Source organism: Streptomyces sp. NPDC087215 (assembly GCF_044744885.1).
Taxonomy (GTDB): domain Bacteria; phylum Actinomycetota; class Actinomycetes; order Streptomycetales; family Streptomycetaceae; genus Streptomyces.
This window is the reverse complement of the sequence record NZ_JBIUZD010000007.1, coordinates 25,029-51,644: the sequence shown is the minus strand read 5'-3', so window position 1 is coordinate 51,644 and position 26,616 is coordinate 25,029. Positions and strand designations below refer to the sequence as shown.

Annotated in this window: 26 protein-coding genes; 15 read left to right on the top strand and 11 right to left on the bottom strand. The window is 73.5% G+C overall.

Annotation, left to right across the window (positions count from 1 at the left end):
* Window positions 1–166 precede the first annotated feature (166 nt).
* Both ACIO92_RS19795 and ACIO92_RS19790 read left to right on the top strand, forming a co-directional pair.
* Window positions 167–1,816, top strand: a complete 1,650-nt coding sequence (locus ACIO92_RS19795; protein WP_401241163.1) for a glutamate--tRNA ligase — start codon at window positions 167–169, stop codon at window positions 1,814–1,816.
* Between the two features lie 469 nt (window positions 1,817–2,285).
* Window positions 2,286–3,284, top strand: a complete 999-nt coding sequence (locus ACIO92_RS19790) for a TAXI family TRAP transporter solute-binding subunit (RefSeq protein ID WP_402282665.1) — start codon at window positions 2,286–2,288, stop codon at window positions 3,282–3,284.
* Here ACIO92_RS19790 and ACIO92_RS19785 read toward each other — a convergent pair.
* Together ACIO92_RS19785 and ACIO92_RS19780 are read right to left on the bottom strand one after the other, a co-directional pair.
* Entirely contained in the window at window positions 3,263–4,693 is a 1,431-nt protein-coding gene (locus tag ACIO92_RS19785) for an ATP-binding protein (protein WP_402282667.1), read from the bottom strand. The two genes, ACIO92_RS19790 and ACIO92_RS19785, sit on opposite strands and share 22 nt — an antisense overlap.
* 18 nt (window positions 4,694–4,711) lie before the next feature.
* Complete coding sequence (locus ACIO92_RS19780; protein ID WP_402282669.1) at window positions 4,712–5,428, bottom strand: response regulator transcription factor; 717 nt, start codon at window positions 5,426–5,428, stop codon at window positions 4,712–4,714.
* Between the two features lie 274 nt (window positions 5,429–5,702).
* Here ACIO92_RS19780 and ACIO92_RS19775 point away from each other — a divergent pair, with 274 nt between their 5' ends.
* From ACIO92_RS19775 to ACIO92_RS19740, 8 genes are all read left to right on the top strand, one after another.
* Window positions 5,703–6,500: an amino acid ABC transporter ATP-binding protein gene (locus ACIO92_RS19775; protein ID WP_401241154.1), complete on the top strand. Its 798-nt coding sequence runs from the start codon at window positions 5,703–5,705 to the stop codon at window positions 6,498–6,500.
* A gap of 54 nt (window positions 6,501–6,554) precedes the next feature.
* Window positions 6,555–7,376, top strand: coding sequence for a glutamate ABC transporter substrate-binding protein (locus ACIO92_RS19770; protein ID WP_366444200.1), 822 nt, complete (start codon window positions 6,555–6,557; stop codon window positions 7,374–7,376).
* A 120-nt stretch (window positions 7,377–7,496) separates the two neighbouring features.
* Window positions 7,497–8,171, top strand: coding sequence for an amino acid ABC transporter permease (locus tag ACIO92_RS19765; RefSeq protein ID WP_366444199.1), 675 nt, complete (start codon window positions 7,497–7,499; stop codon window positions 8,169–8,171).
* Window positions 8,168–9,058 carry an amino acid ABC transporter permease gene (locus ACIO92_RS19760; protein ID WP_402282672.1) on the top strand — a complete coding sequence of 297 codons (891 nt, stop codon included), beginning with the start codon at window positions 8,168–8,170 and terminating at the stop codon, window positions 9,056–9,058. The genes ACIO92_RS19765 and ACIO92_RS19760 overlap by 4 nt, the downstream gene beginning before the upstream one ends.
* Before the next feature lie 189 nt (window positions 9,059–9,247).
* The gene (locus ACIO92_RS19755) at window positions 9,248–11,050 is read left to right on the top strand and encodes an FAD-dependent monooxygenase (protein ID WP_401241149.1); all 1,803 of its coding nucleotides are present in this window, start codon (window positions 9,248–9,250) and stop codon (window positions 11,048–11,050) included.
* A gap of 32 nt (window positions 11,051–11,082) precedes the next feature.
* Window positions 11,083–11,169, top strand: a complete 87-nt coding sequence (locus ACIO92_RS19750) for a putative leader peptide (protein ID WP_315986099.1) — start codon at window positions 11,083–11,085, stop codon at window positions 11,167–11,169.
* Between the two features lie 94 nt (window positions 11,170–11,263).
* Window positions 11,264–11,920 (top strand): cysteine dioxygenase, encoded by a 657-nt coding sequence (locus ACIO92_RS19745; RefSeq protein ID WP_366444196.1) that lies wholly within the window; start codon window positions 11,264–11,266, stop codon window positions 11,918–11,920.
* On the top strand, window positions 11,917–12,324 hold the full coding sequence (locus tag ACIO92_RS19740; RefSeq protein ID WP_366444194.1) for a rhodanese-like domain-containing protein: 408 nt from the start codon (window positions 11,917–11,919) through the stop codon (window positions 12,322–12,324). Before ACIO92_RS19745 ends, ACIO92_RS19740 begins: the two co-directional genes overlap by 4 nt.
* A gap of 242 nt (window positions 12,325–12,566) precedes the next feature.
* Here the strand turns inward: ACIO92_RS19740 and recX are convergent, their stop codons facing one another.
* From recX to ACIO92_RS19725, 3 genes are all read right to left on the bottom strand, one after another.
* Window positions 12,567–13,133, bottom strand: a complete 567-nt coding sequence (gene recX / locus ACIO92_RS19735) for a recombination regulator RecX (protein WP_402282675.1) — start codon at window positions 13,131–13,133, stop codon at window positions 12,567–12,569.
* 4 nt (window positions 13,134–13,137) lie between these two features.
* Window positions 13,138–14,271, bottom strand: a complete 1,134-nt coding sequence (recA, locus tag ACIO92_RS19730) for a recombinase RecA (protein WP_366444192.1) — start codon at window positions 14,269–14,271, stop codon at window positions 13,138–13,140.
* 477 nt (window positions 14,272–14,748) lie between these two features.
* Window positions 14,749–15,198 (bottom strand): PTS glucose transporter subunit IIA, encoded by a 450-nt coding sequence (locus ACIO92_RS19725; RefSeq protein ID WP_366444191.1) that lies wholly within the window; start codon window positions 15,196–15,198, stop codon window positions 14,749–14,751.
* 281 nt (window positions 15,199–15,479) lie between these two features.
* Between ACIO92_RS19725 and ACIO92_RS19720 the strand changes: the two genes are divergently transcribed.
* The 3 genes from ACIO92_RS19720 (at window position 15,480) to ACIO92_RS19710 (ending at window position 17,882) form a co-directional block, all read left to right on the top strand.
* Entirely contained in the window at window positions 15,480–16,373 is an 894-nt protein-coding gene (locus tag ACIO92_RS19720; protein ID WP_402282677.1) for a helix-turn-helix domain-containing protein, read from the top strand.
* A gap of 32 nt (window positions 16,374–16,405) precedes the next feature.
* A complete protein-coding gene (locus ACIO92_RS19715) occupies window positions 16,406–16,915 on the top strand; it encodes a DUF3291 domain-containing protein (RefSeq protein WP_366444189.1) in 510 nt (169 codons plus the stop codon).
* A 61-nt stretch (window positions 16,916–16,976) separates the two neighbouring features.
* Window positions 16,977–17,882, top strand: coding sequence for an NAD-dependent protein deacetylase (locus tag ACIO92_RS19710; RefSeq protein ID WP_366444188.1), 906 nt, complete (start codon window positions 16,977–16,979; stop codon window positions 17,880–17,882).
* Window positions 17,883–18,005: 123 nt separating this feature from the next.
* On the opposite strand, the gene ACIO92_RS19705 is transcribed toward ACIO92_RS19710, so the two are convergent.
* Window positions 18,006–19,568 carry an IucA/IucC family protein gene (locus ACIO92_RS19705; protein ID WP_402282680.1) on the bottom strand — a complete coding sequence of 521 codons (1,563 nt, stop codon included), beginning with the start codon at window positions 19,566–19,568 and terminating at the stop codon, window positions 18,006–18,008.
* A 63-nt stretch (window positions 19,569–19,631) separates the two neighbouring features.
* On the opposite strand from ACIO92_RS19705, the gene ACIO92_RS19700 reads away from it, so the two are divergent.
* Window positions 19,632–21,218, top strand: a complete 1,587-nt coding sequence (locus tag ACIO92_RS19700) for an IucA/IucC family protein (protein WP_402282682.1) — start codon at window positions 19,632–19,634, stop codon at window positions 21,216–21,218.
* Window positions 21,219–21,319: 101 nt separating this feature from the next.
* Here the strand turns inward: ACIO92_RS19700 and ACIO92_RS19695 are convergent, their stop codons facing one another.
* Window positions 21,320–22,462, bottom strand: coding sequence for an AI-2E family transporter (locus tag ACIO92_RS19695; protein WP_401241287.1), 1,143 nt, complete (start codon window positions 22,460–22,462; stop codon window positions 21,320–21,322).
* Window positions 22,463–22,958: 496 nt separating this feature from the next.
* Window positions 22,959–23,153 (bottom strand): DUF3046 domain-containing protein, encoded by a 195-nt coding sequence (locus tag ACIO92_RS19690; protein ID WP_351791127.1) that lies wholly within the window; start codon window positions 23,151–23,153, stop codon window positions 22,959–22,961.
* A gap of 79 nt (window positions 23,154–23,232) precedes the next feature.
* On the opposite strand from ACIO92_RS19690, the gene ACIO92_RS19685 reads away from it, so the two are divergent.
* The gene (locus ACIO92_RS19685; RefSeq protein WP_402282684.1) at window positions 23,233–24,162 is read left to right on the top strand and encodes a hypothetical protein; all 930 of its coding nucleotides are present in this window, start codon (window positions 23,233–23,235) and stop codon (window positions 24,160–24,162) included.
* A 77-nt stretch (window positions 24,163–24,239) separates the two neighbouring features.
* Here the strand turns inward: ACIO92_RS19685 and ACIO92_RS19680 are convergent, their stop codons facing one another.
* From ACIO92_RS19680 to ACIO92_RS19670, 3 genes are all read right to left on the bottom strand, one after another.
* The gene (locus ACIO92_RS19680) at window positions 24,240–24,548 is read right to left on the bottom strand and encodes an AzlD domain-containing protein (protein ID WP_366444184.1); all 309 of its coding nucleotides are present in this window, start codon (window positions 24,546–24,548) and stop codon (window positions 24,240–24,242) included.
* Window positions 24,545–25,375, bottom strand: a complete 831-nt coding sequence (locus ACIO92_RS19675) for an AzlC family ABC transporter permease (protein WP_401241131.1) — start codon at window positions 25,373–25,375, stop codon at window positions 24,545–24,547. Before ACIO92_RS19675 ends, ACIO92_RS19680 begins: the two co-directional genes overlap by 4 nt.
* Window positions 25,376–25,713: 338 nt before the next feature.
* Entirely contained in the window at window positions 25,714–26,550 is an 837-nt protein-coding gene (locus ACIO92_RS19670; protein ID WP_366444183.1) for an AraC family transcriptional regulator, read from the bottom strand.
* Between the last annotated feature and the right edge of the window lie 66 nt (window positions 26,551–26,616).

Here is a 26,616-nt window from a genome sequence, read left to right as displayed (position 1 = left end):
GTCGTACGGAACGGTCCTGGGGACGCTACTGACCGCGCACCCCCCTCGGGGCCCACAACGCCGAAGTGGGTTCGGAGTTCCGCAGCCTCGCGCGGCCGTCCGGCTCGAATCAGCCGGTCACGGGCCTACCGTGGACCGATCGAGGAACCCCAGGAGGGAGTCCACCGTGCTCGACCTTTCCGTCATCAACGCGATGTTCCCGCCCGATCTGCCGGAACCGGCCGACTGGGAGCGGCTGTTCGCGCCGCGCGCCCTGCCGCGGGGCGCCGAGGTGACGCGCTTCGCCCCCAGCCCCACCGGCCATCTGCACATCGGCGGTCTGTACACGGCGGCCGTGTCGCGCGCCCTGGCCCACCAGAGCGGCGGCACGCACGTGCTGCGCGTCGAGGACACCGACCGCTCGCGCCGGGTCGCGGGCGCCGCCGAGGAGTTCTCCCGGCTGCTCGGCGCCTTCGGGCTCGCGCCCGACGAGGGCGGGGTGTCCGGGGACGGCGCCTGGGGGCCCTACCTCCAGTCGGAGCGCCGGGACGTCTATCTCAGCCATGTCCGCGAACTGCTGCGCCGGGACCGCGCCTACCCGTGCTTCTGCGACAGGGACCGGCTGGTCCGCAGCGGGGAGGAGCAGCGCGCGGGGCGCTCCCCGCTGGGCTACTACGGGCGGTGGGCGCCGTGCCGGACGCTCGGCCCGGCGGAGGCGGCGCGCCGGATCGGGGCGGGCGAGCCGTACGTGGTGCGGTTCCGCTGCCCGTACGAGTTCCCCGGGCGGGTCCGTTTCAGTGACCGCATCCGGTCCTCCGTGACCATGCAGGACAACGGCAACGACATCGTGCTGCTGAAGTCATCGCAGGAGGAACTCCCGCTGCCGACCTACCACTTCGCGCATGTCGTGGACGATCACCTGATGCGGGTGTCGCTCGTGGTGCGCGGGGAGGAGTGGCTGTCGTCGACGCCGGTCCATCTCCAGTTGCACACGGCGCTCGGTTTCGAGCCGCCCTCGTACGCGCACCTCGCGCCGCTGATGAAGGCCGAGGGCCCCTCGCGCCGCAAGCTCAGCAAGCGCAAGGACCCCGAGGCGTCGGTGGACTACTACCTGACGGCCGGGTATCCCCCGGCGGCCGTGCAGCACTATCTGCGGGGGCTCGCCAACATCCGGCTGATGGACGTCCCCACCGCCGAGGCGCTCGCCGCGCCCGTCCGGCTCGACGGGATGCGCCCCTCGGGGCCGCTGCTCGACCTGCCCAAACTGCACTCCCTGAGCCGGGAGTTCATCGCCTCGCTGGCGCCGGAGGAGCTGTACGCGCAGTTGCTCGCCTGGGCGGAGGAGTACGACCCCGAGCTGGCGTCGGTCCTCGCCCGGCACCGGGACCTGGCGCTGGCCGCGGTGGCCGCCGGGCGGCCGGAGGGCGCGCCCGCCCGGAAGGACCTGGACCGCTGGTCCTGCTTCCGGGACCGGTACGGCTTCTTCTTCGCGGAGCTGTTCGGTCCGGCACCGGCGCCCGGGGACGACCGGTACGGGGGTCTTCCGCAGGAGCTGGTGCGGGCCGTCGCCGCCGGGTTCGTACGGGAGACGGAGGGGGTGGCGGCCCCGGAGGAGTGGTACGGCAGGCTCCGCGCGCTGACGGTCCTGCACGGGCACGCACCGGACACGGCCGCGTGGCGGCGGGAGCCGGAGCGCTGGGCGGGGCCGCCGAGGGCCATCGCCCAGGTGATCAGGGTGGCGCTCACGGGCTGCACCCGCAGCCCGGACCTGTTCACGGTGGCGGCGGCGCTGGGCCGGGACGAGGTGGTGCGCCGTCTGACCGCCGTGGCGGGCTGAGGCCGTGTGCCGGGCCCGCCGCCCGGCACGCCGCACGACGGGGCCCGGAGCACGGGCGGGGACACGGGACTCCCCGGGGACGGGGGTGTGCCGGTCGGCTCGGGCGGGGTGGCCAGGGGCGGGCAGGGGACTGCCCTCAAGATCACCGAGCGTGCTCCGACGCTAGCCGCCGGGTCCCCGGCGCCCCGGCAGGACACACGGCGACGGACCCCGTCCGGGCGACCGCTCACCAGTTCGGCGGAGCGCGTACGCCCCTTCCGGGCGGTACGGGGGCGGGGGGGGCGTGCGGGGCGGGGGCCGGGGCGGCCTCGGGGGTCGGGGACGGCCTCGCCGGGGCCCGGGGTGACCGGGAAGCGGCCGGGCGGTCCGGCCTCGCCCGTCCGGTCCGGACCTGCCCCTGTCCGGTCCGGACCTGCCACGGACCCGGCGGAGCCTGGCCAGGGCGACGGTGAGCTGGCACTATCGCGGGATGTCCCCCTCGCTCTCCCGTGCCGCTCGCCGCCGCGCCCTGGCGGTCTCCGCCGCGCTGCTGGCGCTGTGCGGGCTGCTGGTGTGGTGGACGGCCCCGTTCGGTCCGCCCGCGCCCAGCGGCACGGTGACCTTCAGCACCGGCGTCCCCACCGGGGTCTACCAGCGGTACGGGGAACTCCTCCAGCAGGCCCTGGCCAAGGACCTGCCCCAGGTCTCGATACGTCTGACCGACAGCGAGGGCTCCCAGCAGAACCTGGCCCGGGTGGCCGCGGGCGAGGCCGACTTCACCATCGCGACCGCCGACGCGGTGGCCCAGTACCAGCGGGAGCGCAGGCCCGGCTTCGAGCGGCTGCGCGGCTGCGCCCGGCTCTACGACGACTACGTCCAGCTCGTGGTGCCCAAGGGCTCCGCGGTGCGGACCGTGCGGGACCTGCGGGGTCTGCGGGTGGGCGTGGGCCAGGACGGTTCGGGGGTGCGGCTGATCGCCGACCGGGTCCTCGCGGCGGCCGGACTCACCCCCGTGAGCGACGTCGAGCCGGTCCCGGCGGGCATCGACACGATGCCGGGACGGCTGGAGCGCGGTGAGCTGGACGCCTTCTTCTGGTCGGGCGGGCTGCCGACCCAGGCGGTGCAGGCGCTGTCGGAGCGCACTCCGGTGCGGCTGGTCCCGCTGGACGCGGGGCTCGTCGACCGGCTGCACGACGTGGGCGGGTCGACCCGGCACTACCGCTCGGCGGTGATCCCGGCCGACGCCTACGCCAGGGCGCAGAACGGACGGCCGATAGAGACCCTGGCGGTGGCGAACCTCCTGGTCACCACGGTGGAGGCGAAGGAGGACCTGGTGGAGGGCTTCACCCGGACGGTGATCAGGAGCAGGGACGGGATCGGCCGCCGGGTCCATCCGGCCCAGCTGGTGGACCTGCGGACCGCCGTCTACACGGAACCCCTCACCCTGCACGACGGCGCCCGCCGCTACTACCGCTCGGTGAAACCCTGACGTTCCCCGTCCCCGGTGTCCGCCGGGGGGTGGCGCGGGACCGTGACCGTCACCCGCAGGCCGTGCGGCGCGTTCGGCGCGAAGGCGAGGCCGCCGCCGCCCGCCGTGAGCAGCACCCGGGTGATGGAGAGGCCCAGGCCCGAGCCCTTCACGTTCTGGTGGCGTCCCGAGCGCCAGAAGCGGTCGCCGACCCGGCTCAGCTCCTCGTCGGTGAGGCCGGGACCGTGGTCGGCGACGACGACGGAGACCTCCGTACGGCCCGGGGCGACGGCCACCGTGACCTCTTCTCCCGGGGGCGTGAACTTCAGCGCGTTGTCGATGACGGCGTCGAGGGCGCTGGAGAGCGCGACCGGATCGGCCCAGGCGGTGACCGCCCCGCACTCCCCGGTGAGGGCGACCCCCTTGTCGTCGGCGACCGGCCGCCAGGACGCGATCCGTTCGGCGGTGAGCGCGCCGACGTCGATGAGCCGCAGCTCGGCGGCCGTGTGCTCGGCGAGCGCCAGATCGAGGAGGTCGTCGAGGACCTGGGCGAGGCGCCTTCCCTCGGTCCGTACGGAGGCGATCTCCTCGTTGCCCTCGGGGAGTTCGAGGGCGAGCAGTTCGATCCGCAGGAGCAGCGCGGCCAGTGGGTTGCGGAGCTGGTGGGAGGCGTCGGCGACGAAGGCCCGCTGCTGTTCGAGGGCTTCTTCGACGTTGTCGGCCATCTCGTTGAACGAGCTGGCGAGGCGCCGCAGTTCGGGCGGGCCGCCGGTCGCGGCGACCCGGGAGTTCATCCGGCCGGTGGCGATGTCGTGGGTGACGGAGTCGAGGACGCGGACCGGCCGCAGGACCCAGCCGGTGAGCCGGAAGGCGGCGCCGACGGCGACGAGCATGGCGACGGCCTCTCCGGCGAAGATCAGCAGCCAGCCGCGCAGGATGCGGGAGCGGAGCGGTCCGGTGGGCGAGTCGGTGACGACGACGGCGACGACGTCCCCGTCACGGACGACGGGTGAGGCGATGATGAGCCGGGCGTCGCGCTGCCAGGGCCAGACCTGGGGCGGGTCGTGGCTGCGGCGGCCGAGCAGCGACTCGTTGAAGGCGCGTCGGCCCTCCCCCTCGTAGGGGACGACCCAGTCCTCGGGGGCGGCGGCCATGGCGCGGTTGTCCCGGTGGAAGATCCCGGTGCGGATGTCGTACACGTCGTGGTAGCTGGCGAGTTCGCCGCGCAGGGTGGTACGCCGTTCGTCGGTGCCGGGGCTGGTCTCGCTGACGAACTGGGCGAGCGCGGCGAAGCGGGCGGCGTCGTCGAGCCGGTCGACGACGACCCGCTGCTGTTCGGCGGCGGCGAGGCTGGCGGCGAGCGGGAAGCCGAGGGCGAGCAGGACGCCCGCCATCAGGACGATGAGCAGCGGGAGGAGGCGGGTGCGCACGGAGGGGCCGTTCTGCGGTCAGGCGGCGGGGGCGACCAGCCGGTAGCCGACGCCCCGCACGGTCTCGATGAGGGCGGGCATCCGCAGTTTGGAGCGCAGGGAGGCGACGTGGACCTCCAGGGTGCGGCCGGTCCCCTCCCAGTTGGTGCGCCAGACCTCGCTGATGATCTGTTCGCGGCGGAAGACGACTCCGGGGCGCTGCGCGAGGAGCGCGAGGAGGTCGAACTCCTTGCGGGTGAGGGGGACGCTCTCGTCGTGGACGCTGACCCGCCGGGTGGGCAGTTCGATGATGAGGGGGCCCAGCCGCAGCAGCGTCCCGTCGGCGGGCGGGCCGCCGCCGCCGGGGGTCTCCTCGGCGGGGCCGTTGCGCCTGCTGACGGCGTGGATGCGGGCGAGCAGTTCGCCGGGGTCGTAGGGCTTGACGACGTAGTCGTCGGCGCCGAGGTTGAGCCCGTGGATCCGGGAGCGTACGTCGCCGCGCGCGGTCACCATGATCACCGGAGTGGTGGTGAGCTTCCGGATGCGGCCGAAGACCTGGTAGCCGTCCTGGTCGGGGAGGCCCAGGTCGAGCAGGATCACGCCGAAGGAGGGGCGCTCGCCCTGTGCGGTGGGCAGGACGGCCTGGAGGGCCTCCTCGCCGCCGCGGGCGTGGGTGACGGCGAAGCCGTGCTTGGCGAGGATCGCGGAGAGGGCGGCGGCGACGTGGTCGTCGTCCTCGACGAGCAGCAGTCTCATGCGTACCTCCTCCGTGAAGATGTCCTGATGGCGGCTCTCTGTGTACCAGGTGCCACCGGAGCATGAACACAGAACATGAGTGCGGCAGTCAAGTGTCCCCCCGGTGACGGTGGTGCTTCCGCTCCGGTTCCGGTACGCCCCGCAGCGCCCTCTTCACCCAGAGTGTCCGGTTGCGGCCCGATCGTTATCCTCAATTTCCGCTCAGATGTGATGACGGTCATCACATCGGGTCTCTAGTGTCCTCCCCAACCGAGGAGGACGGAGCAAGAGGCCGATGAGCGGAGAGTCAGTGTCCAAGTCCGTGCCCAGGGGGCCGGAGGACGCCCCGCGCGCCGCGGACGACCTGGTCGTACTGTCCGGTGTGAACAAGCACTTCGGCGCACTGCATGTCCTCCAGGACATCGATCTGACGATCAGCCGCGGCGAGGTCGTGGTCGTCATCGGACCTTCCGGGTCCGGCAAGTCGACGCTGTGCCGCACGATCAACCGGCTGGAGAGCACCGACTCCGGCACCATCACCATCGACGGCAAGCCGCTGCCCGCCGAGGGCAGGGAGCTGGCCAGGCTGCGTTCCGACGTCGGCATGGTCTTCCAGTCCTTCAACCTCTTCGCGCACAAGACGGTGCTGGAGAACGTGATGCTGGGCCAGATCAAGGTCCGCAGGACGGAGAAGAAGGCCGCCGAGACCAAGGCCCGCGCCCTGCTCGAACGGGTCGGCGTCGGCACCCAGGCGGACAAGTACCCGGCGCAGCTCTCCGGTGGTCAGCAGCAGCGCGTGGCGATCGCCCGCGCGCTCGCTATGGGCCCCAAGGTCATGCTGTTCGACGAGCCGACCTCCGCGCTCGACCCCGAGATGATCAACGAGGTCCTGGAGGTCATGCAGCAGCTGGCCCGGGACGGCATGACGATGGTGGTCGTGACCCACGAGATGGGCTTCGCGCGATCCGCCGCCAACCGGGTCGTCTTCATGGCCGACGGCCGCATCGTCGAGCAGGCGACGCCCGAGGAGTTCTTCAGCAACCCGCGCAGCGACCGGGCCAAGGACTTCCTCTCCAAGATCCTTCACCACTGAGTGAGTTCGGGCCCACTCTTCCCCACTCACTTCCAGACCAAGGGACATTCCTCGATGAAGCTTCGCCGTACCTCCGCCGCCGCCGCGGCCGCCGTCGTCCTCGCCCTGACCGCCTCCGCCTGTGGCACCGGCTCCGACTCGGGCAGCAACGGTGACAAGATCAACGTCGGCATCAAGTTCGATCAGCCCGGCCTGGGCCTGAAGACCCCGGACGGCAAGTACGCCGGTTTCGACGTGGACGTCGCCCGCTACGTGGCCAAGGAGCTCGGCTTCGCCGAGGACAAGATCAACTTCAAGCAGGCGCCCAGCGCCGAGCGCGAGAACCTGATCAAGAACGGTGACGTCAAGTTCGTCGTCGCCAGCTACTCGATCAACGACAAGCGCAAGAAGGAGGTCGACTTCGCCGGTCCGTACTTCCTGGCCCACCAGGACCTCCTCGTGCGCGCCGACGACAACTCGATCACCAAGGTCGAGGACCTCAACGCCAAGAAGCTCTGCTCGGTCACCGGCTCGACCTCCGCGCAGAACGTCAAGGAGAAGCTGGCTCCGAAGGCCGACCTCCAGCAGCTCGGCGGCTACTCCGAGTGCCTGACCGGTCTGGAGAACAAGGCCGTCGACGCCCTGACCACCGATGACTCCATCCTCGCGGGCTACGCCTCGCAGAAGGAGCACCAGGGCAAGTTCAAGCTCGCCGGTCTCCGGATGAGCGACGAGAACTACGGCATCGGCCTCAAGAAGGGCGACGACGAGCTGCGCGGCAAGATCAACAAGGCGCTGGAGAAGATGGTCTCCGACGGCACCTGGGAGAAGCTCGTCAAGCAGCACTTCGGCCCCTCCGGCTACAAGTACGAGTCCGCGCCGAAGATCGCGAGCTGATCTGACGCACCCCGGCAGCGACGGCCGCCCCCACTCGGGGCGGCCGTCGCACCGGCACCGGCCGCTGCCCACGCACCGGCCCTCCACACCGACCGACCACCAGGGGAGAGCGCGGGCATCGTGTTCGACTTTCTTGATTCCGGGCAGTACGACCTGCTCGGCGCCTTCTGGGTGACGGCACAGCTCGCCCTCTACTCGGCCATCGGCTCGCTGATCTGGGGCACCGCCCTGGTCGCCATGCGGGTCAGCCCCGTCCCGCTGATGCGGGCCTTCGGCACCGTCTATGTGAACACCATCCGCAACACCCCGCTGACGGTCGTCCTCGTCGCGTGTCTGCTGGGCCTCAACCAGACCCTGCTCATCACGCTCGGCGGCGAGCGCTCGGAGGGCATCGGCTTCCGCCTCGCCGTACTCGGACTCGTCGCCTACACCGGCACCTTCGTCTGCGAGGCACTGCGCTCCGGCATCAACACCGTCCCACCGGGTCAGGCCGAGGCCGCTCGCGCGCTGGGCATGAGCTTCGTCCAGGTGCTGACCCTGGTGGTCCTCCCCCAGGCCTTCCGCGCCGCGGTTACCCCGCTCGCCAACGTCCTGATCGCCCTCACCAAGAACACCACCGTGGCCGCCGCGATCGGCGCCGCGGAGGCTGCGTTCCTGATGAAGGAGATGATCGAGAACGAGGCCGACGCACTCTTCGCCGTCTTCGGCGTCTTCGCCTTCGGCTTCCTCGTCCTCACCCTTCCCACCGGCCTCATCCTGGGCTGGGCGGCCAAGCGACTGGCGGTGAAGCGATGACCTCCGTCCTGTACGACACCCCCGGCCCCCGCGCCAGGCGGCGCAACGTCCTCTACACGGCTGTCTTCCTGGTGGTCCTCGGCCTGGTGGCGTGGTGGGTGCTCGCCGCCCTCGACGCCAAGCACCAGTTGGACGCGGCGAAGTGGAGCCCGTTCGTCACCGAGTCCGAGGTCTGGACGACGTATCTGCTGCCCGGTCTCACCGAGACCCTCAAGGCGGCCGCGCTCTCCATCCTCATCGCGCTGCCGCTCGGCGCCGCCCTGGGCATCGGCCGGCTGTCGGACCACCGCTGGGTACGGGTGCCCGTCGGCGCGGTCGTGGAGTTCTTCCGCGCCATCCCGGTGCTGCTCCTGATGATGTTCGCCAGCGCCCTGTACGCGCAGTTCACCCCGGTCAGCTCCGACTTCCGTCCGCTGTACGCGGTGGTCACCGGCCTCGTCCTCTACAACGCCTCGGTGATCGCCGAGGTCGTACGGGCCGGTGTGCTGTCGCTGCCCCGGGGCCAGAGCGACGCGGCCGTGGCTCTGGGGATGCGCAAGGGCCAGACCATGCTGTCCGTGCTGCTCCCGCAGGCCGTGACCGTGATGCTCCCCGCCCTGGTCAGCCAGCTCGTCGTGATCGTCAAGGACACCGCGCTCGGCGGCGCCCTCCTCGGCTTCACGGAGCTGCTCAGCCAGAACCGGCAGATCACCGCCAACTACGGCGCCAACACCATCGCCACCTTCACCGTCATCGCCCTGATCTACATCGCCCTCAACTCGCTCCTCACCACCCTCGCCGGGTATCTGGAGAAGCGGCTGCGGCGCGGCGGGAAGTCCGGCGCGGTCGTCCTTCCCACCCAGGCCGGAGCCCCCGAACCCAAGTCGGAAGCCGTCACCGGCGCCTGACCCGAGCGGCCCCGGAGCAACGGAGCTGGGCCGGAACGGTACTGACCCGAGGTCAGCCGCACCGCGCCCAGCCCGGCGCTTGACGCAAGCACCCTCAGTGGGTTGCATACGTTCTGTGATCAACCACCGGGCTCGTGCCACACTCGACTGTGCTGCCCTCATGACCGTCCGGCCTTCAGGAGCCGCGCCGTGGACCCGGTGATCATCGTGGGCGCGGGGCCGGTCGGCCTCGCGCTCGCCCTCGCGCTCGCCGCGCAGGGCGTGCCCAGCGTCGTCCTCGACGAGGGCGACGGCAAGGACGAGCCCCGTCCCGCCCGCAGCGTCGTGCTGCGCGCCGACACGGCCGCCATGGTCGAACGGCTCGGCTGCACCACCCTCCGTGACGAGGGCCTCCGCTGGGTCGGCTGGCGCGGTGTGCGCCGCCGCCAACTGGTCCGCCACCTCACCCTCGACCTGGGCCTCGGCGGTACGGAGGAGTGGTCCGAGGACCCCGAGGCACCCTCCGCACCGGCCGCGCCGCTGCACATCCCCCAGCACGCCCTCGCCCGGGGACTGCGCGACGCCCTCTCCCGGCAGGACCTCGTCACCCTCGTCACCGGGGCCGGACTCGACGGCATCGAGCAGGACCGGGACGGCGTGATCGCCCACACCCGGGGGCCCGGGGGCACCTGGTGGCGCGGCAGCCACCTCGTCGGCTGCGACGGCGCCCGCTCGACCGTACGGAAGCTGCTCGGCATCCGCTTCCCCGGCCGCACCGCCGTCGAACGGCACGCCGTCGCCGCCCTCCGCACCGAACTCCCCTGGCCCGGCGAGGCCCTGTCGCACCGTCAGCCGCCATGGCGCGGCGCGCCCGACGAGATCACCGCCCGGCCGCTGCCCGACGGGGTGTGGCGGATCGACTGGCTGCTGCCGCCACGCGGTGACCTCGTCACTCCCGACGCGCTGGTCGCCCGCATCCGCGAGACCCTGGCCGGGTGGTGCGAGGGGGTGACACCGCCGTACGAACTCATCGACACCGGGGTGTACACGCTGCACCACCGGCTGGCCCGCCGCTGGCGCGTCGACCGGGTCTTCCTCGCCGGGGACGCGGCCCATCTGCTGGGCGCGGTCGGCACCCAGAGCCTCGACGAGGGCTTCCGGGACGTCCACAACCTGGCCTGGAAACTCGCCCATACCTGGCACCACGGCGCCTCGGAACGGCTCCTCGACAGCTACCAGAGCGAGCGCCGCTCGGCCGTCGCCGACCGGCTCCGCGCGGCGGACCAGTCGCTGCCCGTCCTGCGCGGCGGCGGCGGACTGCGGGCCTACCTCCCCGGGGCGGGGCGCGGCCACGACGCCCTCCTCGCCGACGGACACGTGGGACGCGGACCGCTCGGCGCACCCCCCGCGCACCCGCACTCCCCCCTCGCCCCTGAGCCCACCGAGGGGCGCGTCCCGGTCGGCACCCCCACGGGCGCCCCGGTCGAGGACGTGCGGGTGACCGCGCCGGACGGCACGACCGTACGGCTCAGGGACCGGCTCGGCCACGGCCGTCTCCTGGTCCTCCTGGTCGCCCCCGGCACCGGGGTCTGGGACCGGCGGCACTGGCGGGGTGCGGGCGTGATGCCCCGGCTCGAAGAGGCGGTACGCGCGCTCCCCGCGAAGGCGGAGGTCCTGGTCACCGAGGCGTACCCGGGCGCACCGGCCCACGCCGTCCTGCTCGTCCGGCCCGACGGGCACCTCGTCGCCGCCTTCTCGGGAGTCCGCCCCGAGGAGCTGTACGCGGCGGCGGACGCGGTACGCGGCGGCTCGCCGCACCCCGAGACCGAGCCCGGCACGGAGCCCGGGGCGGAGACGGGCGAGGGTGCCGTTCCCGGCGCCGGGAACGGCCCGAGGAAGGAATCGAAGAACGAAGCGAAGGCCGAAGCGAAGGCCGAAGCACAGTCCGACGTGAAAGCCGACGCGAAGGCAGGCGTGTCCACGGGGAGTGACCGCACAGCGGACACGCGTTGATTCCCACCGGCGCACATGGTGTACTCCGGAACGTGACCGACACCTATGCGCGCCTGTGGCGGAGGGTCCATATGGACCTCGTCCGCTATGCGGGCTGCGTGTGTCGCCCGTCCTGCTGATCTCGCTCTCCTCTCCCCCGCGCGCCCCGCCGCCACCGGCTCCCTCCGTGTGCCGTGCCGCCGCGCGCCCTCGGCGAACCCAGGACGGTCCCCCATGTCTTCCACCGCGCCCGCGCATCTCCCGGACACGGCCGGCGCCCCCGCCGCGCCCGCGCCCGGCTCCCTTCCCTCTCCCGGTCCCGCCCCGGTCCCCACCGTCACCGGCGGCACCGGCGGCACCACCGCTTCCGGCGCGGTGGGCCCGTCGGGTGCTTCCGGCAGGCCGACGGAGGCCGACCTCCTCGACTTCGTACGGCGCACCGCCGCCGATCGCGCACTGGTCGACTCCCTGCCGCTCGACCCCGAGGGCCGCACCTGGGTGCGCCTCGACGGGCCCGGCGGCAGCGAGGCGTGGCTGATCGGCTGGCCGCCCGGCACGGGCACCGGCTGGCACGACCACGCCGAATCGCTGGGCGCCTTCGCCACCGCGCACGGCACGCTGACCGAGAACGCGCTCGCCGTCCGGCTGCCGGCGACCGGCTGGAAGACCCTGGAACTGGCTGACGGCCTGGACCGCTCCCGTCGTCTCGCGGAGGGCGGTGGCCGCGCCTTCGGCCGCCACCATGTGCACGAGGTCCTCAACGAGTCCACCGACACCCACGCGGTGTCGGTGCACGCCTACTATCCGCCGCTCCCCCTGATCCGGCGGTTCAGCCGGACCGGCGCGGTGCTCCGTCTTGAGCAGGTCGAGCGTCCGGAGGACTGGCAGTGAGCACCGGGCGGGTGGGCATCGACGAGCTACTGGAACAGGTCAGGGCGGGTATCGACCGGATCGAGCCCCGGGCCGCGTACGAGGCGTACCAAGCGGGCGACGCGCTCCTGGTGGACACGCGCTACGCGGCCCTGCGCGAACGGGACGGCCTGGTCCCGGGCGCCCTGGTCGTGGAACGCAACGAGCTGGAATGGCGGCTCGACCCCCTGGGCAGCCACCGCGCGGCGGAGGCGGACAGCCACGACCTGCGGGTGGTGGTCCTGTGCAACGAGGGCTACGCCTCCTCCCTCGCGGCGGAGTCCCTGCGCCGTCTGGGCCTGCACCGGGCGACGGACCTGATCGGCGGCTTCCAGGCGTGGAAGGCGGCGGGCCTCCCCGTCCTCCTCCCCAAGCCCGCGCCCTGACGGACGCCCGCCGTGGCGGGTGGAGATGAGGGGGCGCCAGCAAGCCCCCTCAGCCGCCGACCCCAGCCCGCTGAACTATCCGAAGCCGAGCAGAGGACCACGGGCGACGGGCGACGGGCGACGGGCGACGGGCGACGGGCGACGGGCGACGGCGGAAACGACCGCCGGACCTTCCGGTCCGGTCATGGCTCCTCACCGGCCTTCCGGGCACTGCCCGGGTCCTTCTGATCTCCCCCCGGGGATCAGAAGGACTCGTCGAGCCCGTCCGTGTCCTCGCCCTCCGCCTCCAGTGCCTGGCGGACGACCCTGAGGGCCATGCCCTCCGGGTAGCCCTTGCGGGCGAGCATCCCGGCGAGTCTGCGCAGTCTCCGGTCGCGCTCCAGGCCCCGGGTGGAGCGCAGCTTGCGGTCGACCAGTTCGCGGGCCGTGGCCTCCTCCTGCTCGGAGTCGAGCCGCTCCACCGCCTCCTGGACGAGAGCCGGTTCGACGCCCTTGGTCCGCAGCTCCCGGGCGAGGGCGCGGCGGGCGAGCCCCCGGCCGTGGTGCCGGGACTCCACCCAGGCCCCGGCGAAGGCGGCGTCGTCGATGAGCCCGACGTCCTCGAAGCGGGAGAGGACCTCCTCGGCCACCTCGTCGGGGATCTCCCGCTTGCGCAGCGCGTCGGCAAGCTGTTTGCGCGTGCGCGGACTCCCGGTGAGCAGGCGCAGGCAGATCGCCCGCGCCCGCTCAGCCGGTTCCTGGGGTGACAGCGCCTTCTCGGCCCTCGACGAGTCGGGGCTGTCACCCGGCCATTCGGCACGACCGGTCACCGGTTCAGCTCTTGACCGCGGTGACCTTGGCCGCCTTCACGGTCTTGCTCGCGGCCACCGGGGCGGTCTTGGCCGCGTCGTCCGCAGCGGTCGCGTCGGTGCTCGCGGCCGCGTCCGCCGCGTCGGTCTTCCCGGCCTCGGGCCGGACGCCGACGCCCAGCTTCTCCTTGATCTTCCGCTCGATCTCGTCGGCGAGGTCGGGGTTGTCCTTCAGGAAGTTGCGGGCGTTCTCCTTGCCCTGGCCCAGCTGGTCACCCTCGTACGTGTACCAGGCACCGGCCTTGCGCACGAAGCCGTGCTCCACGCCCATGTCGATCAGACCGCCCTCGCGGCTGATGCCCTGGCCGTAGAGGATGTCGAACTCGGCCTGCTTGAAGGGGGGCGCGACCTTGTTCTTGACGACCTTGACGCGGGTGCGGTTGCCGACCGCGTCCGTGCCGTCCTTGAGGGTCTCGATACGGCGGATGTCGAGGCGCACCGAGGCGTAGAACTTCAGGGCGCGGCCACCGGTCGTGGTCTCCGGCGAGCCGAACATCACGCCGATCTTCTCGCGGAGCTGGTTGATGAAGATCGCGGTGGTCTTGGACTGGTTGAGCGCGCTGGTGATCTTGCGGAGCGCCTGGCTCATCAGCCGGGCCTGGAGGCCGACGTGCGAGTCGCCCATCTCGCCCTCGATCTCCGCACGCGGGACGAGCGCGGCGACGGAGTCGATGACGATCAGGTCGAGGGCGCCGGAGCGGATCAGCATGTCGACGATCTCGAGGGCCTGCTCGCCGTTGTCCGGCTGGGACAGGATGAGGTTGTCGATGTCGACGCCGAGCTTCCTGGCGTACTCGGGGTCGAGGGCGTGCTCGGCGTCCACGAAGGCCACCTGGCCGCCGGCCTTCTGGGCGTTGGCGACGGCGTGCAGGGTCAGGGTCGTCTTGCCGGAGGACTCCGGTCCGTAGACCTCCACGACACGGCCGCGCGGCAGGCCGCCGACGCCGAGCGCGATGTCGAGCGCGGTCGATCCGGTGGAGATCACCTCGATCGGCTCCTGGACACGGTCACCCATGCGCATCACGGCGCCCTTGCCGAATTGGCGTTCAATCTGTGCGAGCGCGGCGTCGAGCGCCTTCTCGCGGTCGGTTCCTGCCATGGGTTCCACCCGGTTTGCTTGAGTCGATCGCTTCATGGGAAAGACGCTAACCCCTGCCACTGACAACGGGCCGCGACGTCCCCTCCGACCTGTGGACAACTTGCCTACAAGCCCGCGATTCCAGGGGCCGGACTCACATGAGAATGTATGTTCGATTTCGGTGTCAAGCGCGACGCGCCCCGACCGGAGACCGGTCGAACCCCTCCACCGGAGTCCGGTTCACGATGATTCATCCGACCGGGCATCACTCACCGGAGCTGCGGAGCCGCCGAGCTCCGGAGGTCACTCACCTGAGCCGCCGACACCGCCGACCCGGGCCACCGACGCCACCGACCCGAAGCCGTGGAGCAGTGGAGCCGAGCCGTCCGCAAGGACCCCGCGGACGGCTCTGACAGTGAGGGCCTGACTCCCGTGGGCCCTGACCCCGAGGAGCGTCGCCGCCGCGCGACGGCGCCCCCCACCCCGCTCCTCGTCGGGTCAGTTCCAGATGAAGAGCTCACCACCGGCGGCGATCTCGCCGGACTCGACCACGCCGCTCAGCTGCTCGGCCGACGCCTCCAGGGCCACGATCGGCGAGATGGGCGACTTGCCCGCCGCCTCGACGGCCGCCGGGTTCCACTTGACGACGGGCTGGCCCCGCTCGACCCGGTCGCCCTTGTGGACCAGCAGCTCGAAGCCCTCGCCGTTCAGCTGGACGGTGTCGATGCCGAGGTGGACGAGGACGCCGTGCCCGTTCTCGTCCATCACGACGAAGGCGTGCGGATGCATGGAGACGACCTGGCCGTCCACGGGGGCCACGGCCTCGACGGGCTCGCGCGGGGGGTCGACGGCGGTGCCCGGTCCGACCATCGCACCGGCGAAGACGGGGTCGGGCACGTTGGCCAGCCCGACGGCACGACCGGCCAGCGGCGACGTCACGGTAGTCATGAAGAAGAGCCTTTCCGAGGAAGCGGGCCCACGGCGGACGCCGGGCACCCGTAGGCGCCCCCGCCCGAGGGATTCCCCGGAACGCGGGAGCGCGACCTCCATCCTTACCGACCGACCGCGCACGCCGTAGCACGTTGCGTGACTTTCGGTCAGGAACGGCCGCCGTTCCACCGAGTGACGCACATCTCGCCACGCCCACCCGCGCACCCCTCGCGCGCGGACGCGATCCGCGCGATCGGCCACCCTCTATCGCCAATCCGCGTTGTTCCTAGAATGGCGTGGTGAAGGACATCGACGCGATCGCGGCGCTCCAGGACCCGGTACGCCGCCGCCTGTACGAGTACGTGGCGGCCCAGGGCCGCGAGGTCGGCCGGAACGAGGCCGCCGAGGCCACCGGGGTGACGCGCACGCTCGCCGCGCACCACCTGGACAGACTGACCGGGGCGGGCCTGCTGGAGAGCGGCAGCCGACGCCTGACGGGCCGCTCGGGCCCCGGGGCCGGGCGGCCCGCCAAGGTCTACACGCGCGCGCGTGCCGAGCACGCGGTGTCCCTGCCCTCCCGGGACTACCTCACCGCCGCCGAACTGCTGGCCGAGGCCGCCGAGCGGGCCGGTCTGGACAGGGAGCTCCGCACCGCCGCGCGCCGCAAGGGCGAGGCCCTGCGCGGCCCCGCCGCCCCCTGCGGCAGCCTGGCGGAGGCCATGGAGGCCCTGGCCGCACGGGGTTACGAACCCCACCTCGAACCGGCCGACACCCCCACCCGCACGAAGGACGCCGGGAGCGACCGGGCCGCCGGGGCCGTCAAGGCGCCCGGAGCGGCGACGGAGGCGACCGGACCGACACCCGTCACACCCACCGCACCCGGAGCGCCCGCCACACCCACCGCACCCATCACACCCGGAGCACCCATCACACCTGAAGCACCCGGAGCACCCGGAGCCGTCGGAGCCGTCGGACCGGCGGAGACGGCACCGGAGGCCGCCCCGGCCGTCGTCCGGATGCGCAACTGCCCCTTCCACTCCGTCGCCGAACGCTTCCCGCCGCTCGTCTGCGGCATGAACCTCGCCCTCCTGGAGGGCCTGCTCGGCACCGGCGGGGCCGTCCGGGCCCGGATGGACTCCCGTCCGGGCGAATGCTGCGTCGTCGTCGAAGATTCTAAAAACAATCAAGATTGACATAGAAATCGGCGCCGTGCTGGGATGAGGCCATGACAGCGTCCCCGCCTGCCGCGCACCTCGCCCAGCTCAATGTCGCCACGCTCCTCCACCCCCTCGACGACCCTCGTGTCGCGCCCTTCGTCGAGATGCTCGACACGGTCAACGCCGCCGCCGACGCCGCACCCGGCTTCGTGTGGCGCCTCGTCGCGGACGGGTCCGCCGACGCCACCGCCCTGCGCCCGGCCGGTGAGGACGTCATCGTCAACATGTCGGTGTGGGAGACCCAGGAGGCCCTGTGGGACTTCACCTACCGCAGCGGGCACCTGGAGGTGATGCGGCGGCGGCGCGACTGGTTCGCGCGGCACGCGGCGGCGCACATGGTGCTGTGGTGGGTGCCCGCCGGTCACCGTCCGACCGTCGCCGAGGCCCTGGAGCGGCTGGCGGACCTGCGGGAGAACGGGCCGTCCCCGCGCGCGTTCGCCTTCGCCTCCGCCCACACCGCCGCCGAGGCCGCCGGACACGCGCGCGTGTCGCCCGCCGGAGACCCCACGAGCCGCTGAAGGGGCACGGGGCCTGGCCCTCGACGGGCCGTGACGGCGGAGGGTTCCGTACCCTGGCGTCATGCGTACGCGCCCCACGCTCAGCTGGACCCCGGACGGGGATCTCCCGCCGGGCACGACGGACCTGGAGCCGGTCGTCGGGGCCCTGCGCACCGGCCGCGTGCTGGTGCTCAGCGGGGCCGGGATCTCGACCGAGTCGGGCATCCCCGACTACCGGGGCGCGGGCGGAAGCCTGAGCAGGCACACGCCGATGACGTACCAGGACTTCACCGCGAGCGCCGGTGCCCGGCGGCGGTACTGGGCCAGGAGCCATCTCGGCTGGCGCACCTTCGGGCGGGCCCGGCCCAACGACGGGCACCGGGCGGTGGCCGCGTTCGGACGGCGGGGGCTGCTCGGCGGGGTCGTCACGCAGAACGTCGACGGTCTGCACCAGGCGGCGGGCAGCGCCGGGGTCGTGGAGCTGCACGGAAGCCTCGACCGGGTCGTCTGTCTCCGCTGCGGCGACAGGAGCGCCAGGCGCGCACTGGCCGAACGTCTGGGTGAGGCCAACCCGGGGTTCGACCCGGTGCCCGCCGCGGTCAACCCGGACGGGGACGCCGATCTCACCGACGAGCAGGCCGCGGACTTCCGGGTGGCGCCGTGCGTGGTGTGCGGCGGGGACCTCAAACCGGACGTCGTGTTCTTCGGCGAGACCGTGCCCGTGGAACGGGTGGAACGCTGCCGGGAACTGGTGCGCGCCGCTTCCTCGGTCCTGGTGCTGGGCTCCTCGCTGACGGTGATGTCGGGGCTGCGGTTCGTCCGTCAGGCCGCCGACGCCGGTACGCCCGTGGTGATCGTCAACCGCGATCCCACGCGCGGCGACAAGTTCGCCGACGCCCGGATCGCCCTCCCTCTCGGAAAGGCCCTCGCCACCGTCGCCGGACGGCTCGGCGTCCCGCTCGCCGAGGACGGGCTGACGACGGTCTGAGTACGGCCGGGGGCGGCCGTCACGGGCGGGACCCCGGCCCGGCGGGACCCGCTCAGGACCCGGCGGTGCCCCCGCACCCTCCTCGGGTGAGGAACGGCTGCCCCGCCCGGGTTCCCCACCCGCTCACGCGCGGTGGCCGGAGGCCGTCCCCCAGGGGTTGGGGAGCCCGGTCCACCGTTCCCGTCCCTCCGGGTCCAGCCGCATCAGGGTGAGCGCCTTCGCCGGGAGCGGCTCGGTGCGCAGGACGCGCAGGTCCGGGGTCGGGACGAGGTCCGGGAGGACCTTCTCCAGGACCGTGCCGAGGGTCGGCGCGTCCCCGGCCAGCGGGCCGAGCGCGCCGGTGACCAGACCGCCGAGGACCTTGCGGCGCAGCAGCTCCGGGTCGTCGTCCAGGAGACGGCCGGTCAGCGGCGGGGCCGCGACGCCGTGCCGGGCGAGGCGGGCGGGACTGATCCGGATGTCGGCGAGGTCCCGGTAGACGAGCCGCAGCGGACGCCCGTCCGGGTCGACGACCACGAGGAGGTTCTGGCCGTGCGCCTCCAGGGCCACCCCGAGGTCGAGCAGTTCCAGGCAGACGCCGAGGGCCAGCCGGGCGAACGCCACGGTCAGGTCGAACCGTTCGGCGGGGGTGCGGGACGCGAACAGCGCGGGCAGGGCGGCCACCGGCACGACGCTCTCCCCCACGTCCGCGCGCGCGTGGACGTGGGGCGCCTCCCGCAGGAGCACCGCCAGATCGGCGGTGCCCGCCCCGGCCGCCGCCAGCGTACGGGCGATGTGGAACCGGCCCTCGAACCGCGCGGCCAGGCCTTCGAGGAACACGGAGGTGGCGACGGCGTGGGTCACCGTGTACGCGGAGATGTCCCGGACGGTCGAGGTGAGCCGTGTGCTCAGCGAGGTCTTCACGTGCACGCCGCCGTACACGTACGCGCGCGTGCTCCCGTGCGGGCCGCCCTCCCCCAGGGCGAGGGTGCGCAGCGAGAGGAGCGGATGGGCGTCCGGGCCGGGGCGCAGCGGGAGTCCGGACAGGACGTGCTCGGCCTGCCAGGGGTGGACGGGGATCAGTACGGCGGCGCCGTCGCGGAGTTCGTCGGGCCACGCGCCGGACACGGCGGCGTCCTCGACGACGGCCAGGCGCAGCGGGACGACGGGCCGGTGCTCGGGCGCGTACGCCAGTTCCTCGGCGGCCGAGAAACCCGGGCGGGAACGGCAGCAGGGGTGGTACGGGTGCCCGTCGGTGTCGGTCTGTTCCGCGTCCCAGGGGGCCGTGGGCGGCACGGTGACGGCTCGCCGGGGCGTCGTGCGCGACAGCGCCATCGAGGCGACGCTGTGGTCGAGTTCGGCGGCCAGCCGCCCGCCCCCCGGGACGGCGAGGGCCGCCACCAGTTCGGCCGGGTGGTCGAAGGCGCGGCCGTCCAGGTCGAGCCGGGTCACCGTCGCGGCCGTCGCCCAGGGGTCCGAGGGCGGGCCGTGCAGCCGCCGCCCGTCGGCGAGCCGCAGGGTGACGCCCTCGCGGTCGGCCGTCCTGGCCGTGATCCAGGGGATCGGCTCGTGGACGAGACCGCGCCAGAGCCGGGTCAGCACCGCGCTCCTCGTCCCCGGGAGCCCCGTGGCGTACGCGGCGGTCAGCCGGGGCCGTACGGCGTCGAGCTCGGCGGCGAGGGCCCGCTCCGCGGCGGTTCTGCACATGGGTCTGTTCTATCGCGGTCGAAGTCGATCCACACATGACCCGGTCCACACATACTGAGAACGATGAACACACTGACGCGGGCCGCCGACGCGCTGGCGGTGACGCCCCTGCTCAACTGCCTCCTCCGCGAGGCGGCGGACCCCGCTCCGGCCCCGGACGGCGAGCAGGACGACCCGGGGCCCGGCCCGCTCGGCCGGGGTCCGTGGCACGCCGTCCACCGCCTCCGCGCCAGCGGCCGTCTCCTGCGGGTGCGCCCCGGGCACCGGCCCTCGGCCCCCGAGCTGTGGACGGGCCGGGCCTGGCGGTCCCTGGGCCACGCCGGTCTGGTCGACCTCGCCGTCCAGGAGATGCGCGCCGCCACCGGCCGTTCCAATCCGGCCCTGGCCGCCGAGATGGCCGCGAGCCGCGACGCCGTACGGGCCCTCCTCGCCGCCCGTGCCCGCACTGTGCCGCCCGAGGACCCCTGGCTCCGCTCCGAGCAGTCCCTGGTCATGGGCCACCCGTACCATCCGGCCCCCAAGGCCCGTACGTCCTGGGGTCCGTCCACCTCGTGGCTGCGGTACGCCCCGGAGGCGTACGCCCGGTTCCCGCTGGTGCTGCTCGGCGTGCGCGAGGACGCCCTGGTCGAGGACGGCGACACCGGGGCCCTGGACGCCCTCGGCGAGGCCCCGCCCGGCTACCGGCTGCTCCCCGCCCATCCCTGGCAGCTGGAGCTCTCGGCCCGTACGCCCCGGCTGCGCGCCGCCTTCGCCGAGGGCCGTCTCGTCCGGCTGGGCACCACGCGCGGGACCGCCCGGCCGACCTCGTCGGTGCGCACCCTGTACGTCCCCGGCGACGGCTCCCGCGCGCGCGGCGACCTGCTCCTGAAGTTCAGTCTCGATGTGCGGATCACCAACGACATCCGCCGGATGCGCCGCCACGAGCTGCTGCACGTCCGCCGGACCGACCCCCGGGTCTCCGCCGCCTTCGCCGCCGTGGGCGGGCCGTCGGCCTGGCTCAGCGACCGGGGCTACCGCACGGTGGACGGGCTCTTCGAGACCTGCGCCGTGCTCGTCAGGGACGGTCTGGACCGGCATCTGGCGCCCGGTACGACGGCGGTGCTCGCGGCGGCGCTCGTGGAGGGCTTCCCCGGCAATCCCCTCGACCGGGTCACCGATCCCCTGTCGTGGTGGTCGGCGTACCTGCGCCGGGTCGTCGGACCGGTCCTGGAGGTGTTCGCCCGCTTCGGGGTGGTCGTGGAGTGCCATCTGCAGAACACCCTGATCGCCGTGGACTCCCTGGGTGTCCCCGTGCAGTCGGTGTTCCGTGACGCGGAGGGCGCCAAGACCGTGCCCGAGACGCCCCGCGAGGCGGCCTGGCGGCGGCTCGTCTACTGCCTGGTGGTCAACAACCTCTCCGAGGTCGCCGGGGCCCTCGCCGACCGCTTCCCGGGATCCGCGCCCGCCCTGTGGGCGCGGGCCCGCGACGAGTTCGAGCGCGACGGCCGGCTGCCCTGGGCGCCCGACGTCGCCGGGCTGCTCGCCGCGCCCACCCTCCCCGGCAAGGCGAACCTGCTCTCCCGCTGGATCGGGGCGGAGGGCACCGCCCCGCACTACCTCCCGGTCCCGAACCCGCTCGTGGACGACCCGGTCGGCAGCACGCGCGCGTAGCGGGGCCGCCGCCGTCCGTACGGCCCCGGCACGGCCGCTCCACGCGCGCGGGGACCGGCCCCGTGCGGGACCGTCCGGGCCCGCGTCTCGGAGCCCACCGGTCAGCCCTCCCTCGCGGGTTCCCCGGGCGTCGGCTCCTTCTTGTGCTGGAGGGCCTTCTGCAACCGGGCGACGACGGCCTCGCCGTACCGCCGGTGGCCGTGGACGCGCGGGTCGTCGGTCACGTCGTACCGCTTCACGTACGCGCCCAGGAAGGCCTGGAGGGTCGCCACGGCCGGGATCGCGATCAGGGCGCCGACGGCGCCGAGCAGCGCCGTGCCCGCGATGACGGAGCCGAACGCCACCGCCGGGTGGATGTCCACCGTCTTGGAGGTGAGCTTCGGCTGGAGGACGTAGTTCTCGAACTGCTGGTAGACGACCACGAAGCCGAGCACCCACAGCGCGTACCAGGGATTGACGGTGAACGCGATCAGCATCGGCAGGGCACCGGCCAGATAGGTGCCGATGGTCGGGATGAACTGCGACACCAGGCCGACCCACACGGCGAGCGCGGGCGCGTACGGCACGGAGAGGATCTCGAAGAGCACGAAGTGGGCGACGCCCGAGATGAGGGCCATGAGCCCGCGCGAGTACAGATAGCCGCCGGTCTTGTCGACGGCGATCTCCCAGGCGCGCAGCACCTCGGTCTGCCGGGCGGGCGGCAGGACGGAGCAGAGGGCGCGCCGCAGCCGGGGTCCGTCGGCCGCGAAGTAGAACGAGAACAGGAAGATCGTCAGCAGCCGGAACAGGCCGCCGAGGACGGTGGTGGAGACGTCGAGGACGCCGGAGGCGCTGTTCTGCACGTACTTCTGCAGCCAGTCGGAGCTCAGGACGCTGTCCTGGACCTCGACGCGGGACAGGTCCGTGTGGAAGTTCTGGTTGATCCAGTTGATCAGTGAGTCGAGGTACTTGGGGAAGTTCTCGACCATGTCCACGATCTGCCCGGCGAGCATCGACCCCAGGAGCACGACGAAGCCGACGGCGCTGACCATGACGGCGAGGAAGACGAGGAAGGTGGCGAGTCCCCGCCGCATCCCCCGGGCCGCCATCCGGCCGACCGCCGGTTCGATGGCCAGGGCGAGGAAGAACGCGAGCAGGATGTTGACGAGGAGACCGACGAGCTGGTGGAAGGCCCAGTTGCCGAGGAGGAAGCACGAGTAGAGCGCCAGGGCGAGGACGAGCGCGCGGGGCAGCCAGCGCGGCATCCGCGCGGCCTGCCCCGCGGGCACACCGCGCTCGTCGACGGACCCGCTCCGCTCGGCGGGCAGGCTCCCGGCGGCCCCGGCACCGGCGGTCCGGGCTCTGTCGGCCCGGGCACCGGCGGGCGCGTCCGGTGCTCCCCCGGGAGAGCCCGGACCGTCCGGTACGCCTCCGGTGGTCCCCGCACCGACCGGCGCGGTCTCCGTGGCGACGCTCCCGCCGCCGGTGACCACCGCCGTCGTGCCGGCGGGCACGGGCGTCGCACCGCCGTCGGCGCCCCCGTCGACCGGAGCCGGGGAGGCGGCCGGTCCGGGAGATTCGCCCGGTGCGCGGGATGGGTTCGGTCGTGTCACGTCGGATTCGTCAGTCGGAGCCACCCTGCCAGTCTCGCGCACCGCACGGACATTCCACCCGGGCCCCCTCACATCGCCCCGGTCACCCCACGGTCCCCGCCCGTGGGACGGGGGTTCCCCGGAGCTCTCCGCGGGGCCCCGGCGGCCGTCAGCGCTTGTCGGCCGGTACGCCGACGGCCGCGCAGACGGCCCGCCACACGTCCTTCGCCTCCCAGCCCGAGTCCAGCGCCTCGCGCACCGTCCGGCCGCCCAGCTCCGCCATCACATGGTCACGCGCGAAGGACTCGGCGTACGACGCACCGAAGTGGTCGGCCATCCGCTCCCAGAAAATCGTCAACCGCATGACGCCAGTATCCCGCTCCCAAGAGTGCAGCCCGCTCCGTGAGCCTTGTCACCACGGCGTTCCGCTCTACGGTCGGAGCATGGCCGAAAATCCGCTCCCCGCCCCGACCGCGACTCCCCTGGCCCGCGCCGAGCGTTTCGTCTGGCTGACGGCCCGCGTCCTCGAACAGCGCAGATTCGCCCACCACTTCCTGCACGGTGGCGCGGACCAGGTCGAGACGGCCCTCTCGTCGTACCTCAATGAGGACGGCGGCTACGGGCACGCGCTCGAACCCGATCTGCGCGGCCCGGTCAGCCAGCCGCTGCACACCGCGCACGCGCTGCGCGTCCTCGACTCGATCGGCCGCTGCGGCGGACTGCGCGCGGAGCGGATCTGCCGCTACCTCACCGCCGTGTCCACCCCCGACGGCGCGCTGCCCGCCGTCCACCCGTCCCAGCGCCCCTACCCGTCGGCGCCCTTCGTCCCGGTCGTCGACTCCCCGCCGAGCGCACTGCTCACCACGGGCCCGGTGGTCGGCCTGCTGCACCGCAACCAGGTCTGGCACGCGTGGCTGTTCCGGGCCACCGAGTACTGCTGGGCGGCCGTGGAATCGCTGGAGAAGTCGCATCCGTACGAGATCGAGGCAGCGGTCGCCTTCCTGGACGGGGCACCGGACCACGCGCGCGCGGAGGCGGCCGCCGCCCGTCTCGGGCGGCTCGTCCGCGAACAGCGGCTCGCCGTCCTGGACCCGGACCGGGAGGCCGAGTATCCGGTGCCGGAGGGGTACGCGCCCGGGGAACTGCACCATCCGCACGACTACGCGCGCGTGCCCGGCTCGCTGGCGGCTCGCTGGTTCACCGACGCCGAGATGACCCGCTCGCTCGACCGGCTCGCGGCCGACCAGCGACCGGACGGGGGCTGGCCGATCCGCTGGCGCGCCTGGGCCCCCGGCTCGGCCCTGGAGTGGCGTCCGATCGTCACGGTCGAGGCCCTGCGCGTCCTGCGGGCGCACGGCCGCGCCATCGGCTGACGGCGGGGGACGGGCGGCAGGGCTCCAGCCGCGGGCGGCGGCGCCCCCGCGGGACCGGCCGCCGCCCGGCCCTTCCGTCACCCGGCCAGGGCCCGTACCCCCGCCGTGACGAGTACGGCGGCGCCCACGACCACCAGGAAGGGGGCCCGCAGGACCAGGGCGACGGCGGCCGCGGCGACTCCGGCGGCGCGGGCGTCGAGGACCAGGGCGTGGCCCGCGCCGAAGGTCTGCTGCGCGGTGAGCGCGGCGAGCAGCGCGACGGGGAGGAGCGCGGCGAGCCGCCGTACGAGCGGCCGTTCCAGGGCTCCGGCGGGGACCAGCAGCCCGAGCAGTTTGAGCAGGTAGCACCCGCCGGCGGTCAGGGCGATGGCGATCCAGACGTTCATCGGGGGTCCTCCGTCCCGGCGGGCGGGCCGGTGCGGCGGCCGTGGAACCACAGCACCAGGGGCGCGGCGAGGGCCGCCGCGAGGACCGGGACCCCGGCGGGCAGGAAGGGCAGCAGCCCGAGGCCGAGCAGGACGGCGATCCCGGCGGTGGTCCGTTCGGTCGCGGACTTCAGCATGGGGGCGAGCAGGGCGAGGAAGACGGCGGGACCGGCCGCGTCGAGCCCCCAGGCGGCGGTGTCGCCGATCGCCTCCGCGCCGAGGGCGCCGAGCAGGGTGGTCACGTTCCACAGGACGTACAGGGTGAGGCCGGTGACGGTGAAGCCGATCCGGGCGGCCCTGCGGGACGGCTGGGCGAGCGCGACGGCCGTGGTCTCGTCGATCACCCAGTGCGCGGCGAACGGCCTGGCGGCCCTGGGCACGGCGAGGAGCTGGGAGAGCCGCAGACCGTAGAAGGCGTTGCGGGTGCCGAGGAAGAAGGCCCCGGCGGCGGCCGTGAAGGGGTTGCCGCCCGCGGCGAGGGCGCCGACGAGCGCGAACTGCGAGGCCCCGGTGAAGACGAGGAGGCTGAGGACGCAGGTCTGGAGGACGCTGAGGCCGGAGCCCGCGGAGGTCACGCCGAAGGCGAAGCCGGAGAGGCCGACGGCCACGCCGACACCGAGGGCGTCACGGACGACGGCCGCGTCGGGCTTGGCGGGTGCCGCGCCGGGCTCGGCCGGTGCCGCTCCGGGTATGCCCCGCGCCGCGTCGGGCGTCTCGCCGGGTGCCGTGGGGGATGTCTCGCCGGGTGCTCCGTCGCGTATGACGGGAGGTGCTGTCTGTTCTGCCACGTCAGGGACGGTACGGCAGTCCCGTCGGCCAGGTCTTGTACGTTCTTGCGGCGGGTGCCCGAAGGGGCTGCCTCGCGCGCGTACCCAGGTCGGAACGGTCGTGGAGCGTGACGGACCCCGGGACGGGCCCCCGCGCGCGCACTCCGGTCGAAAGGGCGCGTACGCCCTCCTGGACAGGTTCCGGGGACCCCGCGCGCGTACCCGGGCCGAGCGGAGGCCTACGGCCCCGCCATCGGCCTCCCCGCGCGCGTACCCGGGCCGGTCGAGGCGGCCGCCTTCCGTTCCCGACGCAGCGATGCCTTCCCCGCCTTCCCTCACGCAGCCAGGCCGGGCCGACGCTAGGACGCCCGGCCCCCGGTGCCACGCGCGCGTTGGTAGGCGCCCGGCGGCACCCCGACGCTGCGGGTGAAGTGACGGCTGAGGTGCGACTGGTCGGTGAAGCCGACGGCGGCGGCAGCGGCCGCCGGTGGCGTGCCCGCGTCCAGCAGTCGCCGTGCCCGCCGCACGCGCGCGTCGGTGAGCCAGGTGTGCGGCGGCATCCCGTACGCGTCCCGGAAGGCCCGGAGCAGCGCGAAGGGGCTGGTGCCCAGGTCGGTGGCGAGACGCTCCAGGGTCGGCGGCGCGACCATGCGGTCCTCCAGGACGGCACGCGCGCGTGCCGCGTTCCGCCCGCCCGCCGTACGCGGAGGCAGCGGACTGACCGGCCCGCCGTGGCCGCGCAGCAGCCGGGCGGTGACCAGCCGGAGCATACTGTCGGCCGCCAGCGCGTTGCCCTCCTCGGCGGCCCGGTGGACACCGACGACGAGCCGGGCGGCGACCGGGTCGTCGACGACGGGCGAGGTGAAGCCGGCCGAGCCGCGCAGCGCCAGCACGTCGGCGGCGACGGACCGGACGATCTCCGCGTCGGGGTAGATCGTCCGGTACGTCCAGCCCTCGGGCACGCCCGCGTGCCCGGTGTGCGGGGTGTCGGGATTCACCAGGGCGACCTGACCCGGGCCCGTGCGGACCAGGTCGTCGCGGTAGTGGAAGGCCTCGACGCCCTCGGTGACCGCGGCGAAGACGAAGGTCTCGTGGGTGTGCCGGGCGAAGACCTTGCGGACGTAGCGGGCGTGCAGCAGGTCCACCCCGGGCAGCTCGGGGTACTGCCAGTACCGGGCCCGCTCCCCGCTCGTCATGCCTCCATTCTGCGGCAGCCGACCCCCCGGGGCGCGAACGGGTTTCCCCAGGTCCGGGCGGTTGTC

What these genes read in the sequence shown, in the direction of transcription:
- ACIO92_RS19790 (WP_402282665.1), top strand. Translation starts at nt 2,286, where the DNA reads ATGTCCCCCTCGCTCTCCCGTGCCGCTCGCCGCCGCGCCCTGGCGGTC.
- ACIO92_RS19780 (WP_402282669.1), bottom strand. Translation starts at nt 5,428, where the DNA reads ATGAGACTGCTGCTCGTCGAGGACGACGACCACGTCGCCGCCGCCCTC.
- ACIO92_RS19775 (WP_401241154.1), top strand. Translation starts at nt 5,703, where the DNA reads ATGAGCGGAGAGTCAGTGTCCAAGTCCGTGCCCAGGGGGCCGGAGGAC.
- ACIO92_RS19770 (WP_366444200.1), top strand. Translation starts at nt 6,555, where the DNA reads ATGAAGCTTCGCCGTACCTCCGCCGCCGCCGCGGCCGCCGTCGTCCTC.
- ACIO92_RS19760 (WP_402282672.1), top strand. Translation starts at nt 8,168, where the DNA reads ATGACCTCCGTCCTGTACGACACCCCCGGCCCCCGCGCCAGGCGGCGC.
- ACIO92_RS19745 (WP_366444196.1), top strand. Translation starts at nt 11,264, where the DNA reads ATGTCTTCCACCGCGCCCGCGCATCTCCCGGACACGGCCGGCGCCCCC.
- recA (WP_366444192.1), bottom strand. Translation starts at nt 14,271, where the DNA reads ATGGCAGGAACCGACCGCGAGAAGGCGCTCGACGCCGCGCTCGCACAG.
- ACIO92_RS19725 (WP_366444191.1), bottom strand. Translation starts at nt 15,198, where the DNA reads ATGACTACCGTGACGTCGCCGCTGGCCGGTCGTGCCGTCGGGCTGGCC.
- ACIO92_RS19715 (WP_366444189.1), top strand. Translation starts at nt 16,406, where the DNA reads ATGACAGCGTCCCCGCCTGCCGCGCACCTCGCCCAGCTCAATGTCGCC.
- ACIO92_RS19710 (WP_366444188.1), top strand. Translation starts at nt 16,977, where the DNA reads ATGCGTACGCGCCCCACGCTCAGCTGGACCCCGGACGGGGATCTCCCG.
- ACIO92_RS19705 (WP_402282680.1), bottom strand. Translation starts at nt 19,568, where the DNA reads ATGTGCAGAACCGCCGCGGAGCGGGCCCTCGCCGCCGAGCTCGACGCC.
- ACIO92_RS19700 (WP_402282682.1), top strand. Translation starts at nt 19,632, where the DNA reads ATGAACACACTGACGCGGGCCGCCGACGCGCTGGCGGTGACGCCCCTG.
- ACIO92_RS19695 (WP_401241287.1), bottom strand. Translation starts at nt 22,462, where the DNA reads ATGCCGCGCTGGCTGCCCCGCGCGCTCGTCCTCGCCCTGGCGCTCTAC.
- ACIO92_RS19690 (WP_351791127.1), bottom strand. Translation starts at nt 23,153, where the DNA reads ATGCGGTTGACGATTTTCTGGGAGCGGATGGCCGACCACTTCGGTGCG.
- ACIO92_RS19685 (WP_402282684.1), top strand. Translation starts at nt 23,233, where the DNA reads ATGGCCGAAAATCCGCTCCCCGCCCCGACCGCGACTCCCCTGGCCCGC.
- ACIO92_RS19680 (WP_366444184.1), bottom strand. Translation starts at nt 24,548, where the DNA reads ATGAACGTCTGGATCGCCATCGCCCTGACCGCCGGCGGGTGCTACCTG.
- ACIO92_RS19670 (WP_366444183.1), bottom strand. Translation starts at nt 26,550, where the DNA reads ATGACGAGCGGGGAGCGGGCCCGGTACTGGCAGTACCCCGAGCTGCCC.